Origin of the sequence: Streptomyces sp. NPDC001980 (assembly GCF_040296885.1) — a bacterium.
In the GTDB taxonomy this organism is placed as follows: domain Bacteria; phylum Actinomycetota; class Actinomycetes; order Streptomycetales; family Streptomycetaceae; genus Streptomyces.
Window position 1 is genome coordinate 1 of record NZ_JBEOYD010000085.1, and the last position, 17872, is coordinate 17872.

General features: G+C 70.4%; 17 protein-coding genes. 14 read left to right on the plus strand and 3 right to left on the minus strand.

The window, feature by feature from the left end:
• The first annotated feature begins 122 nt into the window (after positions 1 to 122).
• The 9 genes from ABT137_RS50150 (at position 123) to ABT137_RS50190 (ending at position 8049) form a co-directional block, all read left to right on the plus strand.
• Positions 123 to 767 carry an HAD family hydrolase gene (locus ABT137_RS50150; protein WP_351720578.1) on the plus strand — a complete coding sequence of 215 codons (645 nt, stop codon included), beginning with the start codon at positions 123 to 125 and terminating at the stop codon, positions 765 to 767.
• A 93-nt stretch (positions 768 to 860) separates the two neighbouring features.
• Positions 861 to 1592 carry a VC0807 family protein gene (locus ABT137_RS50155; RefSeq protein WP_351720580.1) on the plus strand — a complete coding sequence of 244 codons (732 nt, stop codon included), beginning with the start codon at positions 861 to 863 and terminating at the stop codon, positions 1590 to 1592.
• An 81-nt stretch (positions 1593 to 1673) separates the two neighbouring features.
• Complete coding sequence (locus ABT137_RS50160; protein WP_351720582.1) at positions 1674 to 2891, plus strand: MFS transporter; 1218 nt, start codon at positions 1674 to 1676, stop codon at positions 2889 to 2891.
• The gene (locus tag ABT137_RS50165) at positions 2842 to 4014 is read left to right on the plus strand and encodes an acetoin utilization protein AcuC (protein WP_351720585.1); all 1173 of its coding nucleotides are present in this window, start codon (positions 2842 to 2844) and stop codon (positions 4012 to 4014) included. The genes ABT137_RS50160 and ABT137_RS50165 overlap by 50 nt, the downstream gene beginning before the upstream one ends.
• 274 nt (positions 4015 to 4288) lie before the next feature.
• The gene (locus ABT137_RS50170; protein WP_351720587.1) at positions 4289 to 5104 is read left to right on the plus strand and encodes a phosphatase; all 816 of its coding nucleotides are present in this window, start codon (positions 4289 to 4291) and stop codon (positions 5102 to 5104) included.
• Between the two features lie 130 nt (positions 5105 to 5234).
• A complete protein-coding gene (locus ABT137_RS50175; RefSeq protein ID WP_067299677.1) occupies positions 5235 to 5444 on the plus strand; it encodes a helix-turn-helix domain-containing protein in 210 nt (69 codons plus the stop codon).
• A gap of 132 nt (positions 5445 to 5576) precedes the next feature.
• Positions 5577 to 5675 (plus strand): 30S ribosomal protein bS22, encoded by a 99-nt coding sequence (locus ABT137_RS50180; protein ID WP_003948845.1) that lies wholly within the window; start codon positions 5577 to 5579, stop codon positions 5673 to 5675.
• 170 nt (positions 5676 to 5845) lie between these two features.
• Positions 5846 to 6931, plus strand: a complete 1086-nt coding sequence (locus ABT137_RS50185) for an NAD-dependent epimerase/dehydratase family protein (protein WP_351720589.1) — start codon at positions 5846 to 5848, stop codon at positions 6929 to 6931.
• Between the two features lie 14 nt (positions 6932 to 6945).
• Positions 6946 to 8049: a lysophospholipid acyltransferase family protein gene (locus ABT137_RS50190; RefSeq protein ID WP_351720591.1), complete on the plus strand. Its 1104-nt coding sequence runs from the start codon at positions 6946 to 6948 to the stop codon at positions 8047 to 8049.
• 130 nt (positions 8050 to 8179) lie between these two features.
• On the opposite strand, the gene ABT137_RS50195 is transcribed toward ABT137_RS50190, so the two are convergent.
• The 3 genes from ABT137_RS50195 to ABT137_RS50205 form a co-directional block, all read right to left on the minus strand.
• Positions 8180 to 9421 (minus strand): DUF5667 domain-containing protein, encoded by a 1242-nt coding sequence (locus tag ABT137_RS50195; protein WP_351720594.1) that lies wholly within the window; start codon positions 9419 to 9421, stop codon positions 8180 to 8182.
• A 234-nt stretch (positions 9422 to 9655) separates the two neighbouring features.
• Positions 9656 to 10501: an ECF subfamily RNA polymerase sigma factor, BldN family gene (locus ABT137_RS50200; protein ID WP_351720596.1), complete on the minus strand. Its 846-nt coding sequence runs from the start codon at positions 10499 to 10501 to the stop codon at positions 9656 to 9658.
• 522 nt (positions 10502 to 11023) lie between these two features.
• Positions 11024 to 11950, minus strand: a complete 927-nt coding sequence (locus tag ABT137_RS50205; protein WP_351720598.1) for an HAD family hydrolase — start codon at positions 11948 to 11950, stop codon at positions 11024 to 11026.
• A 148-nt stretch (positions 11951 to 12098) separates the two neighbouring features.
• On the opposite strand from ABT137_RS50205, the gene ABT137_RS50210 reads away from it, so the two are divergent.
• The 5 genes from ABT137_RS50210 to ABT137_RS50230 all read left to right on the plus strand — a co-directional run bounded on the left by ABT137_RS50210 (position 12099) and on the right by ABT137_RS50230 (position 17764).
• A complete protein-coding gene (locus tag ABT137_RS50210) occupies positions 12099 to 12374 on the plus strand; it encodes a glutaredoxin family protein (RefSeq protein ID WP_351720600.1) in 276 nt (91 codons plus the stop codon).
• A gap of 281 nt (positions 12375 to 12655) precedes the next feature.
• A complete protein-coding gene (locus ABT137_RS50215; RefSeq protein WP_351720602.1) occupies positions 12656 to 13411 on the plus strand; it encodes a redox-sensing transcriptional repressor Rex in 756 nt (251 codons plus the stop codon).
• The gene (locus tag ABT137_RS50220; protein WP_351720604.1) at positions 13408 to 15105 is read left to right on the plus strand and encodes a glutamyl-tRNA reductase; all 1698 of its coding nucleotides are present in this window, start codon (positions 13408 to 13410) and stop codon (positions 15103 to 15105) included. The genes ABT137_RS50215 and ABT137_RS50220 overlap by 4 nt, the downstream gene beginning before the upstream one ends.
• On the plus strand, positions 15102 to 16061 hold the full coding sequence (hemC, locus tag ABT137_RS50225) for a hydroxymethylbilane synthase (RefSeq protein ID WP_351720606.1): 960 nt from the start codon (positions 15102 to 15104) through the stop codon (positions 16059 to 16061). The genes ABT137_RS50220 and hemC overlap by 4 nt, the downstream gene beginning before the upstream one ends.
• On the plus strand, positions 16058 to 17764 hold the full coding sequence (locus tag ABT137_RS50230) for a bifunctional uroporphyrinogen-III C-methyltransferase/uroporphyrinogen-III synthase (protein ID WP_351720608.1): 1707 nt from the start codon (positions 16058 to 16060) through the stop codon (positions 17762 to 17764). Before hemC ends, ABT137_RS50230 begins: the two co-directional genes overlap by 4 nt.
• The last annotated feature ends 108 nt before the right edge of the window (positions 17765 to 17872 follow it).

Sequence of the window (17872 nt, forward strand, 5' to 3'; positions counted from 1 at the left end):
CGCCGATGGTACTGCAGGGGGGACCCTGTGGGAGAGTAGGACACCGCCGAACAAATATTAGGAAAGGCCCACGCCATTGGCGTGGGCCTTTCTGCTTTTACGGGTGCGTTTAAGCTCGGGGTATGCGCTACGACCTCGTTATCTTCGACAACGACGGCGTCCTTGTCGACAGTGAACCCATCTCCAACCGGCTCCTGGCCGCCTATCTCACCGAGTTGGGGCACCCGACCTCGTACGAGGACTCCATACGGGACTACATGGGGTCCGCGATGCATCGGGTGCACGACCTCGTCCTGGAGCGGACCGGGCAGCGGCTGCCGGACGACTTCGACGACGTCTTCCACGGGCGTGTGTTCGCCGCCTTCGAGGAGGAGTTGAAGCCCGTGTCGGGGGTCGCGGGGGTGCTGGAGCAGCTGGCGGCGGACGGGGTGCCGTACTGCGTCGCGTCGTCGGGGAGCCATGAGCGGATTCGGGTGGGGCATCGGACGACCGGGCTCGACCGGTGGTTCGACGAGTCGCGGATCTTCAGTTCGCAGGATGTGGGGCGGGGTAAGCCGGCGCCGGATCTGTTTCTGTACGCGGCGGAGCGGATGGGGGCCGAGCCGGGGCGGTGTGCCGTCGTGGAGGACAGCCCGCTGGGGGTGCAGGCGGCTGTGGCGGCCGGGATGGACGTGTACGGGTTCACGGCCATGACGCCGGCCGACAGGCTGCAGGGCGCCACTCAACTCTTCTCCGACATGGGGCAGTTGGCTGACCTGCTGGAATGACCGGGGGCATGACGGCGGCGCTGACAATTGTCATGCCGAGCTCCGGACGTTCGTTTCTACTGGGGGACCCCGGCCGGACGCGAAGCTGAGGGCATGACGAAGACGACGAGCACCGGGTCCCAGAGCAAGCAGCAGCCCAGCGTGCTGGACAACCTCCGGCCGCTGATCGTGGATGTGGCGGTGCCTCTCGGGTCGTACTACTTCTTCAAGGGGGCCTTCGGGATGAGCACCTTCGCGGCGCTCGCCTGGAGCAGCGTGGTGCCGGCCGTGCGGACGGTCTGGAGTGTGGCGAAGGAGCGCCGGGTCAACGGGCTGGCGGCGCTGATCCTGGTCGTCAACGTGGTCGGGCTGGCGCTCAGCTTCGTCACCGGTGACCCGCGGCTCATGCTCGCCAAGGACGGTGCGGTCAGCAGCACCGTCGGGATCGGCATCCTGGTGTCGGTGGCGCTGGGCCGGCCGATGATGACGGCGGGGCTGAAGCCCTTCCTGCTCAAGGGGGACGCGGCGCGGGAGGCAGCCTGGGAGCGGCTGGCGTCCGGGAGCGCGGCCCGGTCGGCGGAGTTCCTGCGCAAGGAGCGGGTCTTCTCCGTGATCTGGGGTCTGGTGCTGGTGGTGGAGTGCGTCGCCCGGGTCGTCGGCGCCTACACGATCCCCGTGGCCACCATGGTCTGGCTGAGCTCGCTCCTCCTGGTCGTGGCGATCAGCCTCGGCATGGTGATCTGCGGTGGGGCGGCCGCCGAGCCGATGGCGTGCCTGATCACCGACGAGGTGAAGCGTCAGGAAGCCGCGCAGAAGCAGGAACAGGAGCTCGCGGTCGCCGCCTGAGCGGCCGGAAGGTAAAGCTGAAGGAAATTCATCTTTGGCTGGATCTACCCACGAGTACGTCGGGGCCCTACGCTCGCCGCCATGACAGATGTGCTGCGGCGCGGTAGGGCCTCGCTGGCGTTCAGCTTCTTCACTCAGGGCGCCACCTTCGCGCTGCTGGTGACGCGCATCCCCGCGATCCAGGACCGGTACGGCGTCTCCGACGCGCTGCTGCCGGTCTTTCTCGCTGCCGTGCCGATCCTGGCCGGCGTCGGCAGTGTCACCACCGAGCAGTTGGTGAAGCGAATACGGCCCAGTCGGCTGCTGCGCTGGTCCCAGCCCGTGGTGATGCTGGCGCTGCTCGGGGTCGGGTCCGGCGGGGTGATGGCCGAGCTGGCGGTGGCGCTGGCCGCGTTCGGCCTGGCCGTCGGTGCGCTGGACGCCTCGATGAACATGCTCGGGGTGAGCCTGCAGCGGACGTACGGGCGCAGCATCATGCTCAGCTTCCATGCGGCGTACAGCCTGGGCGGCATCCTCGGGGCCTCGCTGGCCTGGGTGGGGGCGCACTGGCATCTGGCGCTGTGGGTGTCGTATCTGCCGGTGGTCGCGGTGCTGCTGCCGGCCGCGCTGGTGGGGAGCCGTTGGTACGTGGACGGTGATCCCGCGCCGGTGGAGGAAGAGGCTGCCGGTGGAGGTGCGGGCGGTGTCGTCTTCAAGATGCTGCTGCCGCTGTGTCTGGTGATGACCTTCGCCTACATCGGGGACTCGACCGTCTCCAACTGGAGTGCGAAGTACCTGAAGGACGTGCTGGGGAGCAGTGAGCAGCTCGCCACCGTGCCGTACAACGTGTACATGGTGACCACGCTGGTCGGGCGGGGCATCGGGGACTTCGGGGTACGGCGGTTCGGTGCCGTACCCGTCGTACGGCTGGGGGCGGTGGTGGCGGCCGCCGGGTTCGCGGTGGTGGCGGCGGCGCCGGGGGCATGGGTCGGCATGGCCGGGTTCACTCTGCTGGGGCTGGGGTTGTGCGTGCTGGTTCCGCAGACCTTCGCGGCGGCGGGGCGGCTGTTTCCGGGGGCTTCGGATGCGGCCATCGCTCGGCTGAACATCTTCAACTACGTCGGGTTCCTGATCGGTTCGCCGTTGGTGGGAGCGCTCGGCGATGCGTGGAGTTATCGCGGGGCGATGCTGGTCCCGATGGTGTTGGTGCTGGTGACATTGGTGTACGCCCGTTCGTTCGCGACCAGGTCGGACCGATACGGTGGCGGGCATGAGCGGCCGCGCACAGCTGATGTGGGACGAGGCAGTAACGGGCTATGACTTCGGTCCGGGTCATCCGATGGATCCGGTCCGGCTGGCGTTGACCCGGAGTCTGATCAGTGCCTTCGGGCTCGACCGGGTGGTGGATGTCGTCGCGGCGAAGCCGGCCGGCGAGTCGACGCTGCGGCTGGTGCACCGGGAGGACTACATCGAGGCCGTGAAGGCGGCCTCGGCGGATCCGGCGGCGGCCGACCAGTCGTACGGGCTGGGGACGATGGACGATCCCGCCTTCGCCGGGATGCACGAGGTGTCGGCGCTGATCGCCGGGCAGTCGGTGGGGGCCGCCGAGGCGGTGTGGCGGGGGGACGCCGACCACGCCGTGAACTTCGCGGGTGGGTTGCACCATGCGATGCCGGGGGCGGCGTCCGGGTTCTGCATCTACAACGACGCTTCGCTCGCCATCGCGCGGTTGCTGGAGCTGGGGGCCGAGCGGGTCGCGTACGTGGATGTGGACGTGCATCACGGGGACGGGGTGCAGGCCGCGTTCTGGGAGGACCCGCGGGTCCTGACGATCTCGCTGCACGAGCATCCCCGTACGTTGTTCCCGCAGACCGGGTGGCCGGAGGAGGTCGGGTCCGGGGCGGGGGAGGGCTCCGCGGTGAACGTGGCGCTGCCGGCGGGGACCGGGGACGCGGGGTGGGTGCGGGCGTTCCACGCCGTCGTGCCGGAGCTGGTCGCCGACTTCCGGCCGCAGGTGCTGGTGACGCAGCACGGTGCCGACACGCATTTCGAGGATCCGCTGGCTCATCTGGCTGTTTCGCTGGATGCGCAGCGGGCGGTGCAGGTGGCGTGTCATGAGCTGGCGCACGAGTACGCCGGGGGGAAGTGGGTCGCGTTGGGTGGGGGTGGGTACGAGGTGGTGGATGTCGTGCCGCGGTCGTGGACGCATCTGGTGGGGATTGCGGCGGGGCGGGAGGTTGCGCCTGAGGCGCTGGTGCCTGAGGGGTGGCGGCAGGAGGTTTTTGCTCGGACTCGGCAGTTGGGGCCTGGGCGGATGACGGATGGGCGGTGGCCGGTGGGGTGGGCGGGGTGGGAGGCGGGGTACGACCCCGCTGATCGCTTGGATCAGGCGGTGCTGGCGACGCGGCGGGCCGTGTTTCCGCTGCGGGGGTTGCTGGCGTAGGGGTTTTCTCGCCCCCGCTGCCCCTACCCGTCCCGTCCTCCAGGGGGTGGGCCCCCTTCGCCCCCCGGTTGCGGCCGTCCGTTTCGGGGGTTGCCACCCCCGGACCCCCGCTTCGGACTGAACGGCCTCGTCCTCAAACTCCCCCAGAGGGGGTACCCCCAGACGGGCTGGAGGGGGTGTCGACCGGCCGTCTTCCTCCGGTGCGTTAGGCCGACTGTGCGGTTTTTGTCTGTTCTGGGGGTCTGGTGGGGTGGGGGGCGTCAGCATCTCTGGTGTGGTGAGTGGTGGTGGGCTTCGGGCCTATTTGGTGGCTGCCGGGCTGGCGGGGGTGGTGGGGACCTCGCGGGAGCGGAGTCTGCGGAGTTATCGGTTGTTCGCGGCGCGGGATCCTCGGGTGTTGATCGGGATTGATCCGCAAGGGGGGTGGGGCGAGGCGGAGTTGATTCGGTTGATGGCTGCCAAGTGTGGGGTTTCGGACGATCCTCGGTGTGTTTCAGGGCATGATGTGATCGATCCTGACTTGACGGTCGCCGGGCTGGATGCGTTCGCCGAGCGGGTGGGGGCGGCGGCCCGGCGGCGGGCTGCCGTGTTGTTCGGGACCGGGCATCCGCATCGGCTGATCGGGTTCTACGCCGGTCTCGCGGACGCGCTGTCGGCGGCGGGGTGTGAGGTCCTCACCCCCGCGCAGGGCCACTGTGTCGACATAACGACCCGGTTCGGTCTACGTACGTGCAACCTCGATTACGTACGAGGTGTCGGGTTCGTGAGAGAAGTGGGCCGTGAACGCCCCGGTTGTGCGCCGGGTGCGCACACGCATTCGCCGCTGCCGGTTCGGGTGGCGCTCGATGCGGCGGCGGGGGGTGGCGGGCCCTTGCCGGAGCTGGTGGTCGGGGACCATGGGTGGGTCTGCGGTGCAGGTCAGCTGGGGTTTGAGGCCATTGGTCTTGCGGATACGGATGACCCTGCGCTCTTTGTCGGGGAGGTCGAGGGGGTGGTGTCCGTCGCCGTTCCGGTTGATGACGGCGTGCGGTCTGATTGCTACACGCCGCTTACCCGCTACGTACTCAATCGAGCGTGTCTGTCACAGTAGGCCGCCGATGGGTGCACCTCTTCCCCACTCGCATCACCCGCCCCTACATTGGGGAGTGAGCACGCAACGACGAAGAGTCACCGGAAGGGGAAGCCGGTGGCCCGTCGAGTGCGGAAGGTTCAGGTGTGTCATGGCAGCTGGCGAGAGGCCTCTGAACGAGGTTGTGTTCCTTACCGTGGCGGAGGTCGCCGCGGTGATGCGAGTGTCGAAGATGACCGTGTACCGGCTGGTGCACAGCGGTCATCTGCCCGCGATTCGGGTGGGGCGGTCCTTCCGCGTTCCCGAACAAGCGGTACACGAGTACCTTCGCGAGAGCTATGTGGGGGTGGAGACCGCCTGACGGCCGTTCCGGGATTCGTCCCGGGGCACCTCGATTACGACCTCAGCGCTCGGGCGGGTAGGCTAGCCCCTCGTAGGTCGTATGGGCCCATGATGCCCAGCACCGAGTGATGAGAAGTGAGCGAGGGTAGTCGTGGGCTCTGTTATCAAGAAGCGGCGCAAGCGGATGGCCAAGAAGAAGCACCGCAAGCTGCTCAAGCGCACGCGTGTTCAGCGTCGTAACAAGAAGTAATTACGGCGCCGAGCCGCGAGAGCTTGTCTGTGGCCCCCCACCAGTACGGTGGGGGGCCACTGCATTTTCCGGCCGTTGCGGCTTGTCGTGGCCTGCTGGGGGTCATGCCAGCGCAACATCAACCCGCTAAGTTGGCCCGCATACGGGAACACGGAAGAAAGGCGCTGATCTTGGGGAAGGTCGTGCTCGTGACCGGAGTGGCCCGTCAACTCGGGGGCCGGTTCGTACGGCGTATTCAGCGTGACCCCGAGGTGGACCGGGTGGTCGCCGTGGACGCGGTGCCGCCGGAGCATCATCTGGGCGGGGCGGACTTCATCCAGACCGACATCCGGCAGCCGACCATCGCCCGGGTGCTGGCCGAGAGCGGCGCCGACACCGTCGTCCACATGGACGTGACCGGGACGCCGCTGGGCAGCGGGAGCCGGGCCACCGTCAAAGAGACCAATGTCATCGGGACCATGCAGCTGCTCGGCGCCTGCCAGAAGTCGCCGAACGTCAAGCGGCTGGTGATCAAGTCCAGTACGAACGTGTACGGCTCCGCGCCGAAGGACCCGGCCGTCTTCACCGAGACCACCCCGCCGAAATCCCTGCCCAGTGGGGGGTTCGCGAAAGACACGGTGGAGGTGGAGGGGTATGTGCGGGGGTTCGCCAGGAGGCGGCCCGACGTGGCGGTGTGCGTGCTGCGGTTCGCCAATATCCTCGGGCCGACCGCGGATACTCCGCTCGCGTCCTATTTCTCGCTGCCCGTGCTGCCCACCGTCCTCGGATACGACCCGCGGCTGCAGTTCGTGCACGAGGACGACGTGATCGAGGTGCTGCGGATCGCCTCGCACGAGCCGGAGCGGGGGACGCTGAACAGCGGCACGTTCAACATCGCGGGTGACGGGGTGCTGTTGCTCTCGCAGTGCTCGCGGCGGCTGGGGCGGCCCACCGTGCCGCTGCTGCTGCCGGCGGTCACCTGGGCCGGGTCCCTGGTGCGGACGCTCGGCATGAGCGACTTCTCGCCCGAGCAGATCCGGCTGCTGACGCACGGCCGGGTGGTGGACACCGTCCAGATGCGCGAGACGCTGGGGTTCCGGCCGAGGTACACGACGGCGGAGACCTTCGCGGACTTCGTGCGTGCCCAGGCCCCGGGTCTGCTGCCGCCCCAGGCCGTGGCCGCGGCCGTCGACCGGATCGCCGCGCTGCCCGCCCTGAGCGGTGGGCGGGCGCCGGCGGAGACCCCGACGCAGAACCCGACCCAGAGCGCCAACTGAGGAGCGCAGCAACGATGGCGGACGCCAAGGTCATTCCGTTCGACGACGACCGGTCCCGCGGGGCTGCCGTGCAGCGGCCGGCCGCCCGGCGCCGGGGTGCGGGGAGCCGGCGCAAGGGCGGCGGCGAGCAGGCGGCGGTGCGCGAGCCTGCGGCGGTGCGCGAGTCCGCGGTGGTGCGTGAGGTCCAGCCTCTCGCCGGGCGGATCCCCGCGCAGGAAGATGTGCATGTGACCCGGGAGAACCCTGAGACGGGCGTGAAGCAGCCGCCGCACGACGAGGCCGGCCTGGAACAGCGTGTCGCACGCGGACTCGCGTTCCTGCGGCGGCGGCTGACCGGGGAGTACGAGGTCGACGACTTCGGGTACGACGAGGAGCTGACCGACCAGGTCCTGATGTCCCTGCTGCGGCCGGTGTACGAGAAGTACTTCCGCGTCGACGTGAAGGGCATGGAGAACATCCCGGCGCACGGTGGTGCGCTGATCGTCGCCAACCACTCCGGGACGCTGCCGCTGGACGGGCTGATGATGCAGGTCGCCGTGCACGACCGGCACCCGGCGAATCGTCACCTCAGGCTGCTCGCGGCGGACCTGGTCTTCGTGCTGCCGGTGGTGAACGAACTGGCGCGGAAGCTCGGGCACACGCTCGCGTGCGCGGAGGATGCCGAACGGCTGCTGGCCCAGGGCGAGCTGGTCGGGGTGATGCCGGAGGGGTTCAAGGGCATCGGGAAGCCGTTCGGCGAGCGGTACAAGCTGCAGCGGTTCGGGCGGGGCGGGTTCGTGTCCACCGCGCTGCGGCAGGGGGTACCGATCATTCCCTGCTCGATCGTGGGGGCCGAGGAGATCTACCCGATGATCGGCAACGCGAAGACGCTGGCGCGGGTGCTGGGGATTCCGTATTTCCCGCTGACGCCGACGTTTCCGTGGCTGGGGCCGCTGGGGGCGGTGCCGTTGCCGACGAAGTGGACGATTCAGTTCGGGGAGCCGATCCGTACGGACGGCTATCCGCCGGAGGCGGCCGAGGATCCGATGCTGATGTTCAACCTGACGGATCAGGTGCGGGAGCAGATTCAGCACACGCTGTACAAGTTGCTTGTGCAGCGGAGGTCGGTTTTCTTCTGAGCTGCGATGCGTTGAGTGTTGTGTGCGGGCCGGTGGGGGCTGGTCGCGCCCACGCGGCGGAGCCGCATATCGGATACAGCCCCGCGCCCCCAAAACGGCGGCTTCGCCGCCTTGGGGGCGCGGGGGTTGATCAGTTGCTGCTGTCCTCGCTGTCGATGCCCAGGCCCGGCAGGAGACCGGGCAGGAGCGGGGGCAGGGTGACGTCCGGTGCGCTGGATGCGCTCTTGGACGGGGACGGGGTGCTCGAACCGGTTTTCGGGGGATCGAGCAGGCCGCCCGTGGTGCCGCCGATCAGGCCGTTGTCGGCGCTGCCGGAGGCCGAGCCGCTGGGGCTGCCGGTGCCGGTGTCGTGGCCCGAGGAGGAGCTGCCGGAGGAGGACGGGGCCGTCGACCGGTGGCTGCCGGAGGAGCCGGTGGACGCCGTGCCGGAGTCCTGCCTGCCGCTGCCGCCGGTGTTCTGGGACGGCTGGGGGAGCAGGGACTGCAGCGGGGCGACCTCTTGGTCTATGGCGTCGAAGACCGACGACACCTGCTGGCTGACGTCCCCGAGCTGGACCGGGAGCTTGCTGCGCAGCGCGCCCCAGGCCTCGCGGTGGGACTGGGCGAAGACGGACAGGGCCTGGATGGGGCCCAGCGAGTCCGGGTCGCGCTCGTACGCCTCGTGGAGCAGCCGGTGGCCCTCGGTGACGTCGTGCTGCATCCCGGACAGGGTGCGGCGGATCTCGCCGATCGACTCGTGGTCGAGGTGGCCGCCGCGGCCCCGGTCCATCAGCCGACGGGCCTCCATCAGCCTGGTCGAGGCCTGGTCGAGGTAGGTCTGGCCGCGCTGGTCGTCGCCGTCGGACAGATAGTTGAGCTTGAAGTCCTCGATGCCGCGTTTGAGGCCGTACAGGGAGTCGCCGGGCAGGGCGTCGGAGCTGGCGGCGGCGACCCCGCCGAAGGCTCCGGCGGCCACGCCGACGCTCAGGCCGCCCGCGGCGAGCCCCTTGGTGAGCCGGGAACGCGGCCGCAACTTGCCCAGTGGGCTGGCCCGATGTGCGCCCTTGGCTCGGGACGCCCGCTGCTCGGGTACCGAAGCGTCCGCCGCCCCGCCCAGGGTGCCCTCCGCCAGCATGGCCTCCATAGCGGCCACCAGCTGGGCCCGCTGGACGACCTTGACCTCCGGGTCGAGCTCCGGCTTGGGCAGCTCGGCGAGCCCGGTCGCCAGGGCCAACAGCTCGCCCTGCTCGGTCCGTTCGGCCCGGTTCGGGGCGGCCGGCGGATCGCCTGTCGGTCCTCCGGACGGCTCGGCCGCCGGGTCCCGGTCGGGCTGCTCCTCCAGGGCCTGGGCGAAGGCGTTCGCCCGCCGGTGGGCCGATACGTTCGCGATCACTGGCGGCACCTCCTCTCGTCATGACGGTCGACTCCCCAGGGGGTCCTGAGGGTTGCACGCCCCCGACCAGTCCACACGATCGGGTGATCGGGGTCTGGTCGGACGTGACCACAGGGAGCCTGTATCCCGCACAACGAGCGGCTCGGCACTTGGGTTACGGACGGCCGGTGATCGGCTGCAAAAGGCAACGCGCTTTGACGGAGCGTGAGTTGGACGTCGCCCAGGGTTGCCGGTTCAGCGGGCGTCGTCCGGGAGGAGCCGGGCGAGGGTGCGCACGGCCCGGTACTGGAGGGTCTTGATGGCGCCCTCGTTCTTGCCCATCACGCGGGCGGTCTCGGCGACCGAGAGGCCCTGGAGGAAGCGGAGCGTCACGCACTCCTGCTGCTGGGGGTTGAGGCGTCGTACGGCGTCGAGCAGGGCCGCGTTGGAGAGGGACTCCAGGACGGAGTCCTCGGGGGAGCGCTCGACCTCGTTGGCGTCGAGCATCTCGCCGGTGGTGACCTCCAGCCGGAAGCGGCTCGACTTGAAGTGGTCGGCGACCAGGTTGCGGGCGATCGTGACCAGCCAGGCGCCGAAGTCGCGGCCCTGCCAGGTGAAGGTGCCGATCCTTCGGAGCGCACGCAGGAACGTCTCGCTCGTCAGGTCCTCGGCGGTCGCCCTGCCGCCGACGCGGTAGTAGATGTAGCGGTACACGGTGTCGCTGTACTGGTCGTAGAGGCGGCCGAAGGCGTCGGCCTCGCCGGCCTGGGCGCGCTCCACGAGGTCCATCATCCGGGCGCTGTCGCTGTCTGCGGCCGGGCGGCGGGCGGTGGTGGCACCGGTGCCGGCACCGGCGGTGCGGCCGCGTCTGCCCACGCCCCTTCCGTCGCCGGACCGGCGGCCCTCGACGACGGCGCTGCGCGCCGGCACCTGTTCCATGCCGTCGGCCAGTGCGTAGCACGGGCCGACGGGGGCGGCGGCGGCGAAGGCGGGGACGGCGTACGCGGTCGGGACAAGGCCGCGCAGCGTCTCTTTGACCGTCGCGACTGTTGCGCGCAGCGTAGCCAGGCCCGAGGCGTCAACCCCGACGTGTGGGTACACGGGACTCCCAGAGGCAGAGCTTCCATCACGTGCAGTACGGAACCTTTCACCCGTCGTAGCGACGGAGGGGAACCGGTTTGCGTCTGAGGAGAATAACGCTTCGTGCAGGCACTGCTACACCGAGTTGCTCAAATCATCGATTGCGTCGCTTCTGTAACCGTTTGGAGGTAGCTCAAGAGCCATAGAGTGACCGGTTGTTGAACGAAAACGTGCGGGTTTCGGCGATGTGCGGGGCGTGTTGGGGTGACGGCGCGATAATTCCGGGCGCGTGCAGGGGGGCGGGGGTGGGGACGCTTACCGGCGCCGGCAGGGTGCCTCCCCCACTCTCGGCTTCGCTCGAGCGGGGGGACCCCCATCGCCCACCCGTGCCGCCCTGCGGCACGCCTGCCCGCAGCTGAGTAACGGAAAGGGGGCGGCTGGGCAGCGCCCCGTAAGAGGCGCGAGGAACTGCGCGAGCAACCCTCGACTACCCGCAGCCGGAAACCGGGCCGCGGTCCTACGGCGGTACTCCGCCGGTCGTGCCTACCGGCGCCGTCGGCTCAGCGCGATCGCGGCCGCCGTGCCGCCGGCCACCGCGCCGACCCCCGCCGCCGCGGGGATGCCCACCTTCGCCGCCTTGCGTCCCGTGCGGTAGTCGCGCAGGCGCCAGTCCAGTTCGCGGGCGTGTTTGCGCAGCTTCGTGTCCGGGTTGATGGCGTAGGGGTGGCCGACCAGGGAGAGCATCGGGATGTCGTTGTGGGAGTCGCTGTAGGCCGCGCAGCGGGAGAGGTCGAGGCCCTCGGCGGCGGCCAGGGCGCGGACCGCCTCCGCCTTGGCGGGGCCGTGCAGGGGCTCGCCGACCAGCTTGCCCGTGTAGACGCCGTCCACCGACTCGGCGACCGTGCCCAGCGCGCCGGTCAGGCCCAGCCGGCGGGCGATCACGCCGGCGATCTCCACCGGGGCCGCCGTGACGAGCCACACCTTCTGGCCCGCGTCCAGGTGGGCCTGGGCGAGGGCGCGGGTGCCGGGCCAGATGCGCTCGGCCATGTACTCGTCGTAGATCTCCTCGCCGATGGTCTGGAGCTCGGCGACGCGGTGGCCCTTGACGATGGAGAGGGCGGAGTCGCGGGCGTCCTGCATGTGCTCGGGGTCCTCGACGCCGGCCAGCCGGAACCAGGCCTGCTGCCAGGCGAACCTGGCGAGGTCGCGGGTCTCGAAGAACTTCCGTTTGTACAGGCCGCGGCCGAAGTGGAAGATGGCGGCGCCCTGCATGACGGTGTTGTCCAGGTCGAAGAACGCGGCGGCCTTGTCGTCGCCGAGCACCGGGAAGTCCGGCTCCGCGGCCTGCTCGGCGGGCGGCGCCGTCGCTTCCTGGTTCTTGCGCGCGGCCTCCGCCGAGGCCTCGCCTGCCAACACGCTCCGCGCCGTGGCGGAGCGCCTACGGGGAGTGAGCCATCCGAGAGCGGCCATGTCGTGAGCATAGCCAGTTTGTTCGGGAGTTCCGGAGTCACGGGAGTTGGCTCGGTGTGAACACTCCGCGACCGGGTCGTTAAACAAGGCGAAGAACCCGTGCAGAAGACGGCGGACATGCCCTCCCAGGGGCGGGACAATGGACGTCATGAGTCCCCTCTTTGGCCGGAAGGCGCCCGCGCCGAGTGCGCGATCGGTCACCCTCATCCGTAAACCCGGCTGCCATCTGTGTGATGACGCACAGGTCGTGGTCGAGAAGGTGTGCGGTGATCTCGGAGTGCCCTGGGAGCAGAAGGACATCACCCAGGATTCGCAGCTTCACGATCTCTACTGGGAACAGATCCCGGTGGTACTCGTCGACGGCGAACAGCACACCTTCTGGCGCGTGAACGAGGCACGGCTCCGCAAGGCACTGACCGACTAGTCCAAACCGGCTGGAAAATTCGCTTAGGATCGACGGCGGCTTGGTCTCGGGGGCGGGATTCGTGAGGAGTGTGTACGATTTTGCCCCCATTGGAGAGGGAGCGTGGGCGCGTCTGCGCCGATCCCGTGCGGGCGCGCCGAGCGTGCGTGACCCCGGTCACGTTGGCCGGGCAAATCGGACACCATCTTTGTGCACGCGTTCACAAAGACATAGCCTGCTGTCGACGGGGCGGTCTGGGTACGTGTGACCGTCCGCAGCCCCGCTCAACCCGTTGGAGCACCGTGGCAACTGGCCGAACTCACCGACCGGCGACCCGCAGCCGAGGGATCCCCGAGGCCACCGTCGCCCGGCTTCCGCTGTACCTCCGCGCTCTGACCGCACTGTCGGAGCGCTCGGTCCCCACGGTCTCCTCGGAGGAGCTGGCCGCCGCCGCGGGGGTCAACTCCGCGAAGCTGCGCAAGGACTTCTCCTACCTGGGTTCGTACGGAACGCGCGGTGTCGGCTACGACGTCGAGTATCTCGTCTACCAGATCTCCCGTGAGCTGGGCCTGACCCAGGACTGGCCGGTTGTGATCGTCGGTATCGGAAATCTGGGCGCCGCCCTCGCCAACTACGGCGGGTTCGCCTCCCGTGGCTTCCGGGTCGCCTCCCTGATCGACGCCGATCCGGCGATGACCGGACGGCAGGTCGCCGGGATCGCCGTGCAGCACAGCGACGACCTGGAGAAGATCATCTCCGACAACGGCGTCTCCATCGGCGTGATCACCACCCCGCCGGGCGTCGCCCAGCAGGTCTGCGACCGGCTGGTGGCCGCCGGGGTCACCTCCATCCTGAACTTCGCGCCGACCGTGCTGTCCGTCCCGGACGGCGTCGACGTACGCAAGGTCGACCTCTCCATCGAGCTGCAGATCCTCGCCTTCCACGAGCAGCGCAAGGCCGGCGAGGAGCACGAGGCGGCGGCCGCGCCCGTCGCGGCGAACCAGGACGCCGGCGAGCAGGGGCCCGACGGGGACGTACCCGCCGTGATGCCGGCATGAGTCTCCTCGTCGTCGGGCTGAGCCACCGCAGCGCCCCGGTCAGCGTCCTGGAGCGGGCCGCGCTCAGCGCGGACGCCCAGGTCAAGCTAGCCCAGGACACGGTCGCCGCCGAGCCGGCCACCGAGGCCGCGGTCCTCGCCACCTGCAACCGCATCGAGCTCTACGCCGACGTGGACAAGTTCCACGCCGGGGTCGCCGAGCTGTCCACACTGCTCGCTCAGCACAGCGGGGTCGGGCTGGACGAGCTCACCCCCTATCTCTATGTGCACTACGAGGACCGGGCCGTCCACCACCTGTTCTCGGTGGCCTGCGGGCTCGACTCGATGGTCGTCGGCGAGGGACAGATCCTCGCGCAGCTCAAGGACTCCCTGGCCCGCGCGCAGGAGCTGCACAGCGCCGGGCGGCTGATGAACGACCTGTTCCAGCAGGGGCTGCGGGTCGGCAAGCGCGCCCACTCCGAGACCGGGATCGACCGGGCCGGACAGTCCCTGGTCACCTTCGGGCTGGAACAGCTGGCCGCCGGCGGCGATGTGCAGGAATGGGCCAGGGGCAAGAAGGCGCTGGTCATCGGCGCCGGATCGATGTCCTCGCTGGCCGCCGCCACGCTGGCGCGGGCGGGGGTCGCGGAGATCGTCGTCGCGAACCGCACGTACGACCGTGCGGAGCGGCTCGCGCAGATCCTGAACGACGACGACGCGCACGTGGTGGCCCGCGCGGTACCGATGGAGTCGGTGCCGGGCGAGCTGACACGTGCCGACGTCGCCGTCTCCTGCACGGGGGCGACCGGGCTGGTGCTGACCGCGGAGACGGTTGCGGAGGCGGTCGAGGGCCGTACGGGTGAGCCCGTCGCCGAGATCGACGTACCGCAGGCGCCGAAGCAGCTGCCCGCCGCCACCGGCCCCGCCGCCGGGCTCGGCACCGACGACAACTGCCCGCTCGACCTCACCGCCGAGCAGAGTGGTTTCTCCGTCATGGGGGAGGCCGCCGTCGCCGGGATGGCCGCGGCCGAGCTGGAGCAGCACGCGGCCTGGGTGGACAACGGGACCGTCGACATCCGGGAAACCGGCCGTCGTACCCCCGAGGCCGAGGCCGAGCTGATCGGGGCGCTGGCCGCGGCCGCCGCCCGGGTCGGCCGGATCCCGGAGCGGCGCAGGCCGGAGCCGGTCGCCGGGTTCGCCCGGCCCGCTCCCGCGCTCTTCCTCCTCGACCTCGCCATGCCCCGCGACATCGACGCGGCCGTGCACCGGCTGGCCGGGGTGCGGCTTGTGGACATCGAGTCGCTGGCGGAGGCGTCCGCGGACGCGCCGATGGCGGCCGACGTGGACCAGGTGCGGCGGATCGTTTCGGACGAGGTCGCCGCCTTCGGCGCGGCCCAGCGGGCGGCGCACATCACGCCCACCGTCGTGGCCCTGCGGACGATGGCCGCCGACGTCGTCGCGGGCGAGATCGCACGGCTCGACGGGCGGCTGCCCGACCTGGACGACCGGCAGCGCGGAGAGATCCGGCAGGCCGTGCACCGGGTCGTCGACAAGCTGCTGCACGCGCCGACCGTACGGGTCAAGCAGCTCGCGGCCGAGCCCGGCGGCGCCGGGTACGCGGACGCGCTGCGGACCCTGTTCGACCTCGACCCCGAGACGGTGGCCGCCGTCTCCCGGGCCGTGGACAGCACAGACAAGAAGGACCGACCGGCATGAGTGACATTCCATTGCGACTGGGAACCAGGCGATCCAGACTCGCCCTGGCCCAGTCCGGACAGGTGGCGGAAGCCGTGAGCCGGGTGACCGGACGGCCCGTCGAGCTGGTCGAGATCACCACCTACGGCGACACCTCCCGCGAGCACCTCGCACAGATCGGCGGCACGGGTGTCTTCGTGACCGCCCTGCGGGACGCGCTGCTGCGCGGCGAGGTCGACTTCGCGGTTCACTCGCTCAAGGACCTCCCGACCACCCAGCCCGCCGACCTGGTCCTGGCCGCCGTACCGGTGCGCGAGGACCCGCGGGACGTGATCGTCGCCCGGGACGCGCTGAAGTTCACCGACCTGCCGCGCGGGGCCCGCATCGGCACCGGTTCGCCGCGCCGGGCGGCGCAGCTGAACGCGTACGCGCGCTCGCACGGGCTGGACATCGAGACCGTGCCGATCCGGGGGAACGTCGACACCCGGATCGGATACGTGCACGACGGCGAGCTCGATGCCGTGGTGCTGGCGGCGGCCGGCCTGAGCCGCATCGGCCGCATCGACGAGGTGACCGACTTCCTGTCGGTCGACACGGTTCTGCCCGCCCCCGGCCAGGGGGCACTGGCGATCGAGTGCGCCGCGGACAACGCGGAGCTCATCGCCCTGCTCGGGGAACTCGACGACCCGTTCACGCGGGTCGCCGTGACCGCCGAGCGATCACTGCTCGCCGCCCTGGAGGCCGGCTGCTCCGCCCCTGTGGGCGCGCTTGCCGACCTTCTGGCCGACGGGCAGATTGTCAAGGAAATGCGCCTGCGGGCCGTCGTCGGCACGACCGACGGCACCCGGACGGTGCAGATGTCCACCACCGGTCCCGTGCCCGAGACATACGACCAGGCGACGGCGCTCGGTCGCGAACTCGCCACCGAGATGCTTGCCCAGGGCGCGGCCGGTCTGATGGGGGAGCGAGCACAGTGAGCCCCACCAACCTTCCCGCCGGCCTGGAACACGGGCACGTCACCTTCCTGGGTGCCGGACCCGGGGATCCGGGACTGCTGACCTTGCGTGCCGTGGAGGCACTGTCCAGCGCGGACGTCCTGGTCGCCGAGCACGACGTGCTCGACGTGATCAGAAGCCACGCCAGGCAGGGCGTCTCCGTCGTGGCCACGAATCCGGATCCGTCGTCGGACCCGTATCCGGGCACAGGCACGCCTCAACTCACGGTTGTTGACGGTGTGTCAACAACCGCTTCCCTCCCGCCCGTGCGGGATGCGGCTCATCTTGTCATGGAGGCCGCGCGGGGTGGCAGGCGGGTCGTCCGTGCGGTGTCCGGGGACCCGGGACTTGATACGTACGCGACCGAGGAAATGCTCGCCTGCGTGGCCGCGGGTGTGCCGTTCGAGGTCGTGCCCGGGGTCGCGGCCGCGGTGGGGGTGCCGGCGTACGCCGGTGTGCCGCTGCGGGACGCGCAGGGCGCGGACGTCCGCTTCGTCGACGCCCGTACCGCCTCGGACCGGTGCTGGACCGAGGTCGGTGCCTCGGACGGCACGGTGGTCGTGTCGACGACCCTCGACTCGGTGGCCGCGGCCGCCGGGGAACTGGTCGCCGCCGGCCGCAAGCCGGACACCCCGCTGACGGTCACCGTCGCCGGTACGACGACCCGGCAGCGCACCTGGACCGCCACCCTCGGCACCATCGCGCAGACCCTGAAGCAGGCGAAGGTGCTGCCCTCGCCGGACGGCGGCCGGCCGGTGATAGCCGTGGTCGGTGAGCGGTCCGCCGCCGCGCAGCGCGACCAGTTGTCGTGGTTCGAGTCCAAGCCGCTGTTCGGCTGGAAGGTGCTCGTGCCGCGTACGAAGGAGCAGGCGGCGTCCCTCTCCGACCAGTTGCGGTCGTACGGGGCCGTGCCGCACGAGGTGCCGACGATCGCCGTCGAGCCGCCGCGCACGCCCCAGCAGATGGAGCGGGCCGTCAAGGGGCTCGTCACCGGGCGCTACGAGTGGATCGCCTTCACGTCGGTCAACGCGGTGAAGGCGGTCCGGGAGAAGTTCGAGGAGTACGGGCTCGATGCCCGGGCCTTCGCGGGCATCAAGGTCGCCGCGGTGGGCGAGCAGACCGCGAAGGCGCTGGTCGCCTTCGGCGTGAAGCCGGACCTGGTGCCGAGCGGCGAGCAGAGCGCCGCAGGACTCCTGGAGGACTGGCCGCCGTACGACCCGGTCTTCGACCCGATCGACCGGGTGTTTCTGCCGCGGGCCGACATCGCCACCGAGACGCTGGTCGCCGGGCTCATCGAGCTGGGCTGGGAGGTGGACGACGTGACCGCCTACCGGACCGTGCGGGCGTCGCCGCCGCCGGCCGACACCCGGGAGGCGATCAAGGGCGGCGGCTTCGACGCGGTGCTCTTCACGTCGTCGTCGACCGTGCGGAACCTGGTGGGTATCGCCGGGAAGCCGCACAACGTGACGGTGATCGCCTGTATCGGGCCCGCCACGGCCAAGACGGCCGAGGAGCACGGGCTGCGGGTGGACGTGATGGCTCCGGAGCCGTCGGCCGCGAAGCTGGTGGAGGCGCTGGCGGAGTTCGGTCTGCGGAGGCGCGCGAGCGCGCTGGAGGCCGGGGATCCGGTGACGCGGCCGAGTGAGCGGCGGCCGGGGGCGCGCAGGAGGCGTACCACTACGTGAGGTGAGGCGAGAGGGGGTCCGGGGCCGCTCGCGGTGGCCCTCCTGGTGACGCTGGTCGCCGCCGGCGCCCCCGCCGCCGTGCTGGCTCTGGGCGGGGTGCTGGCCGGC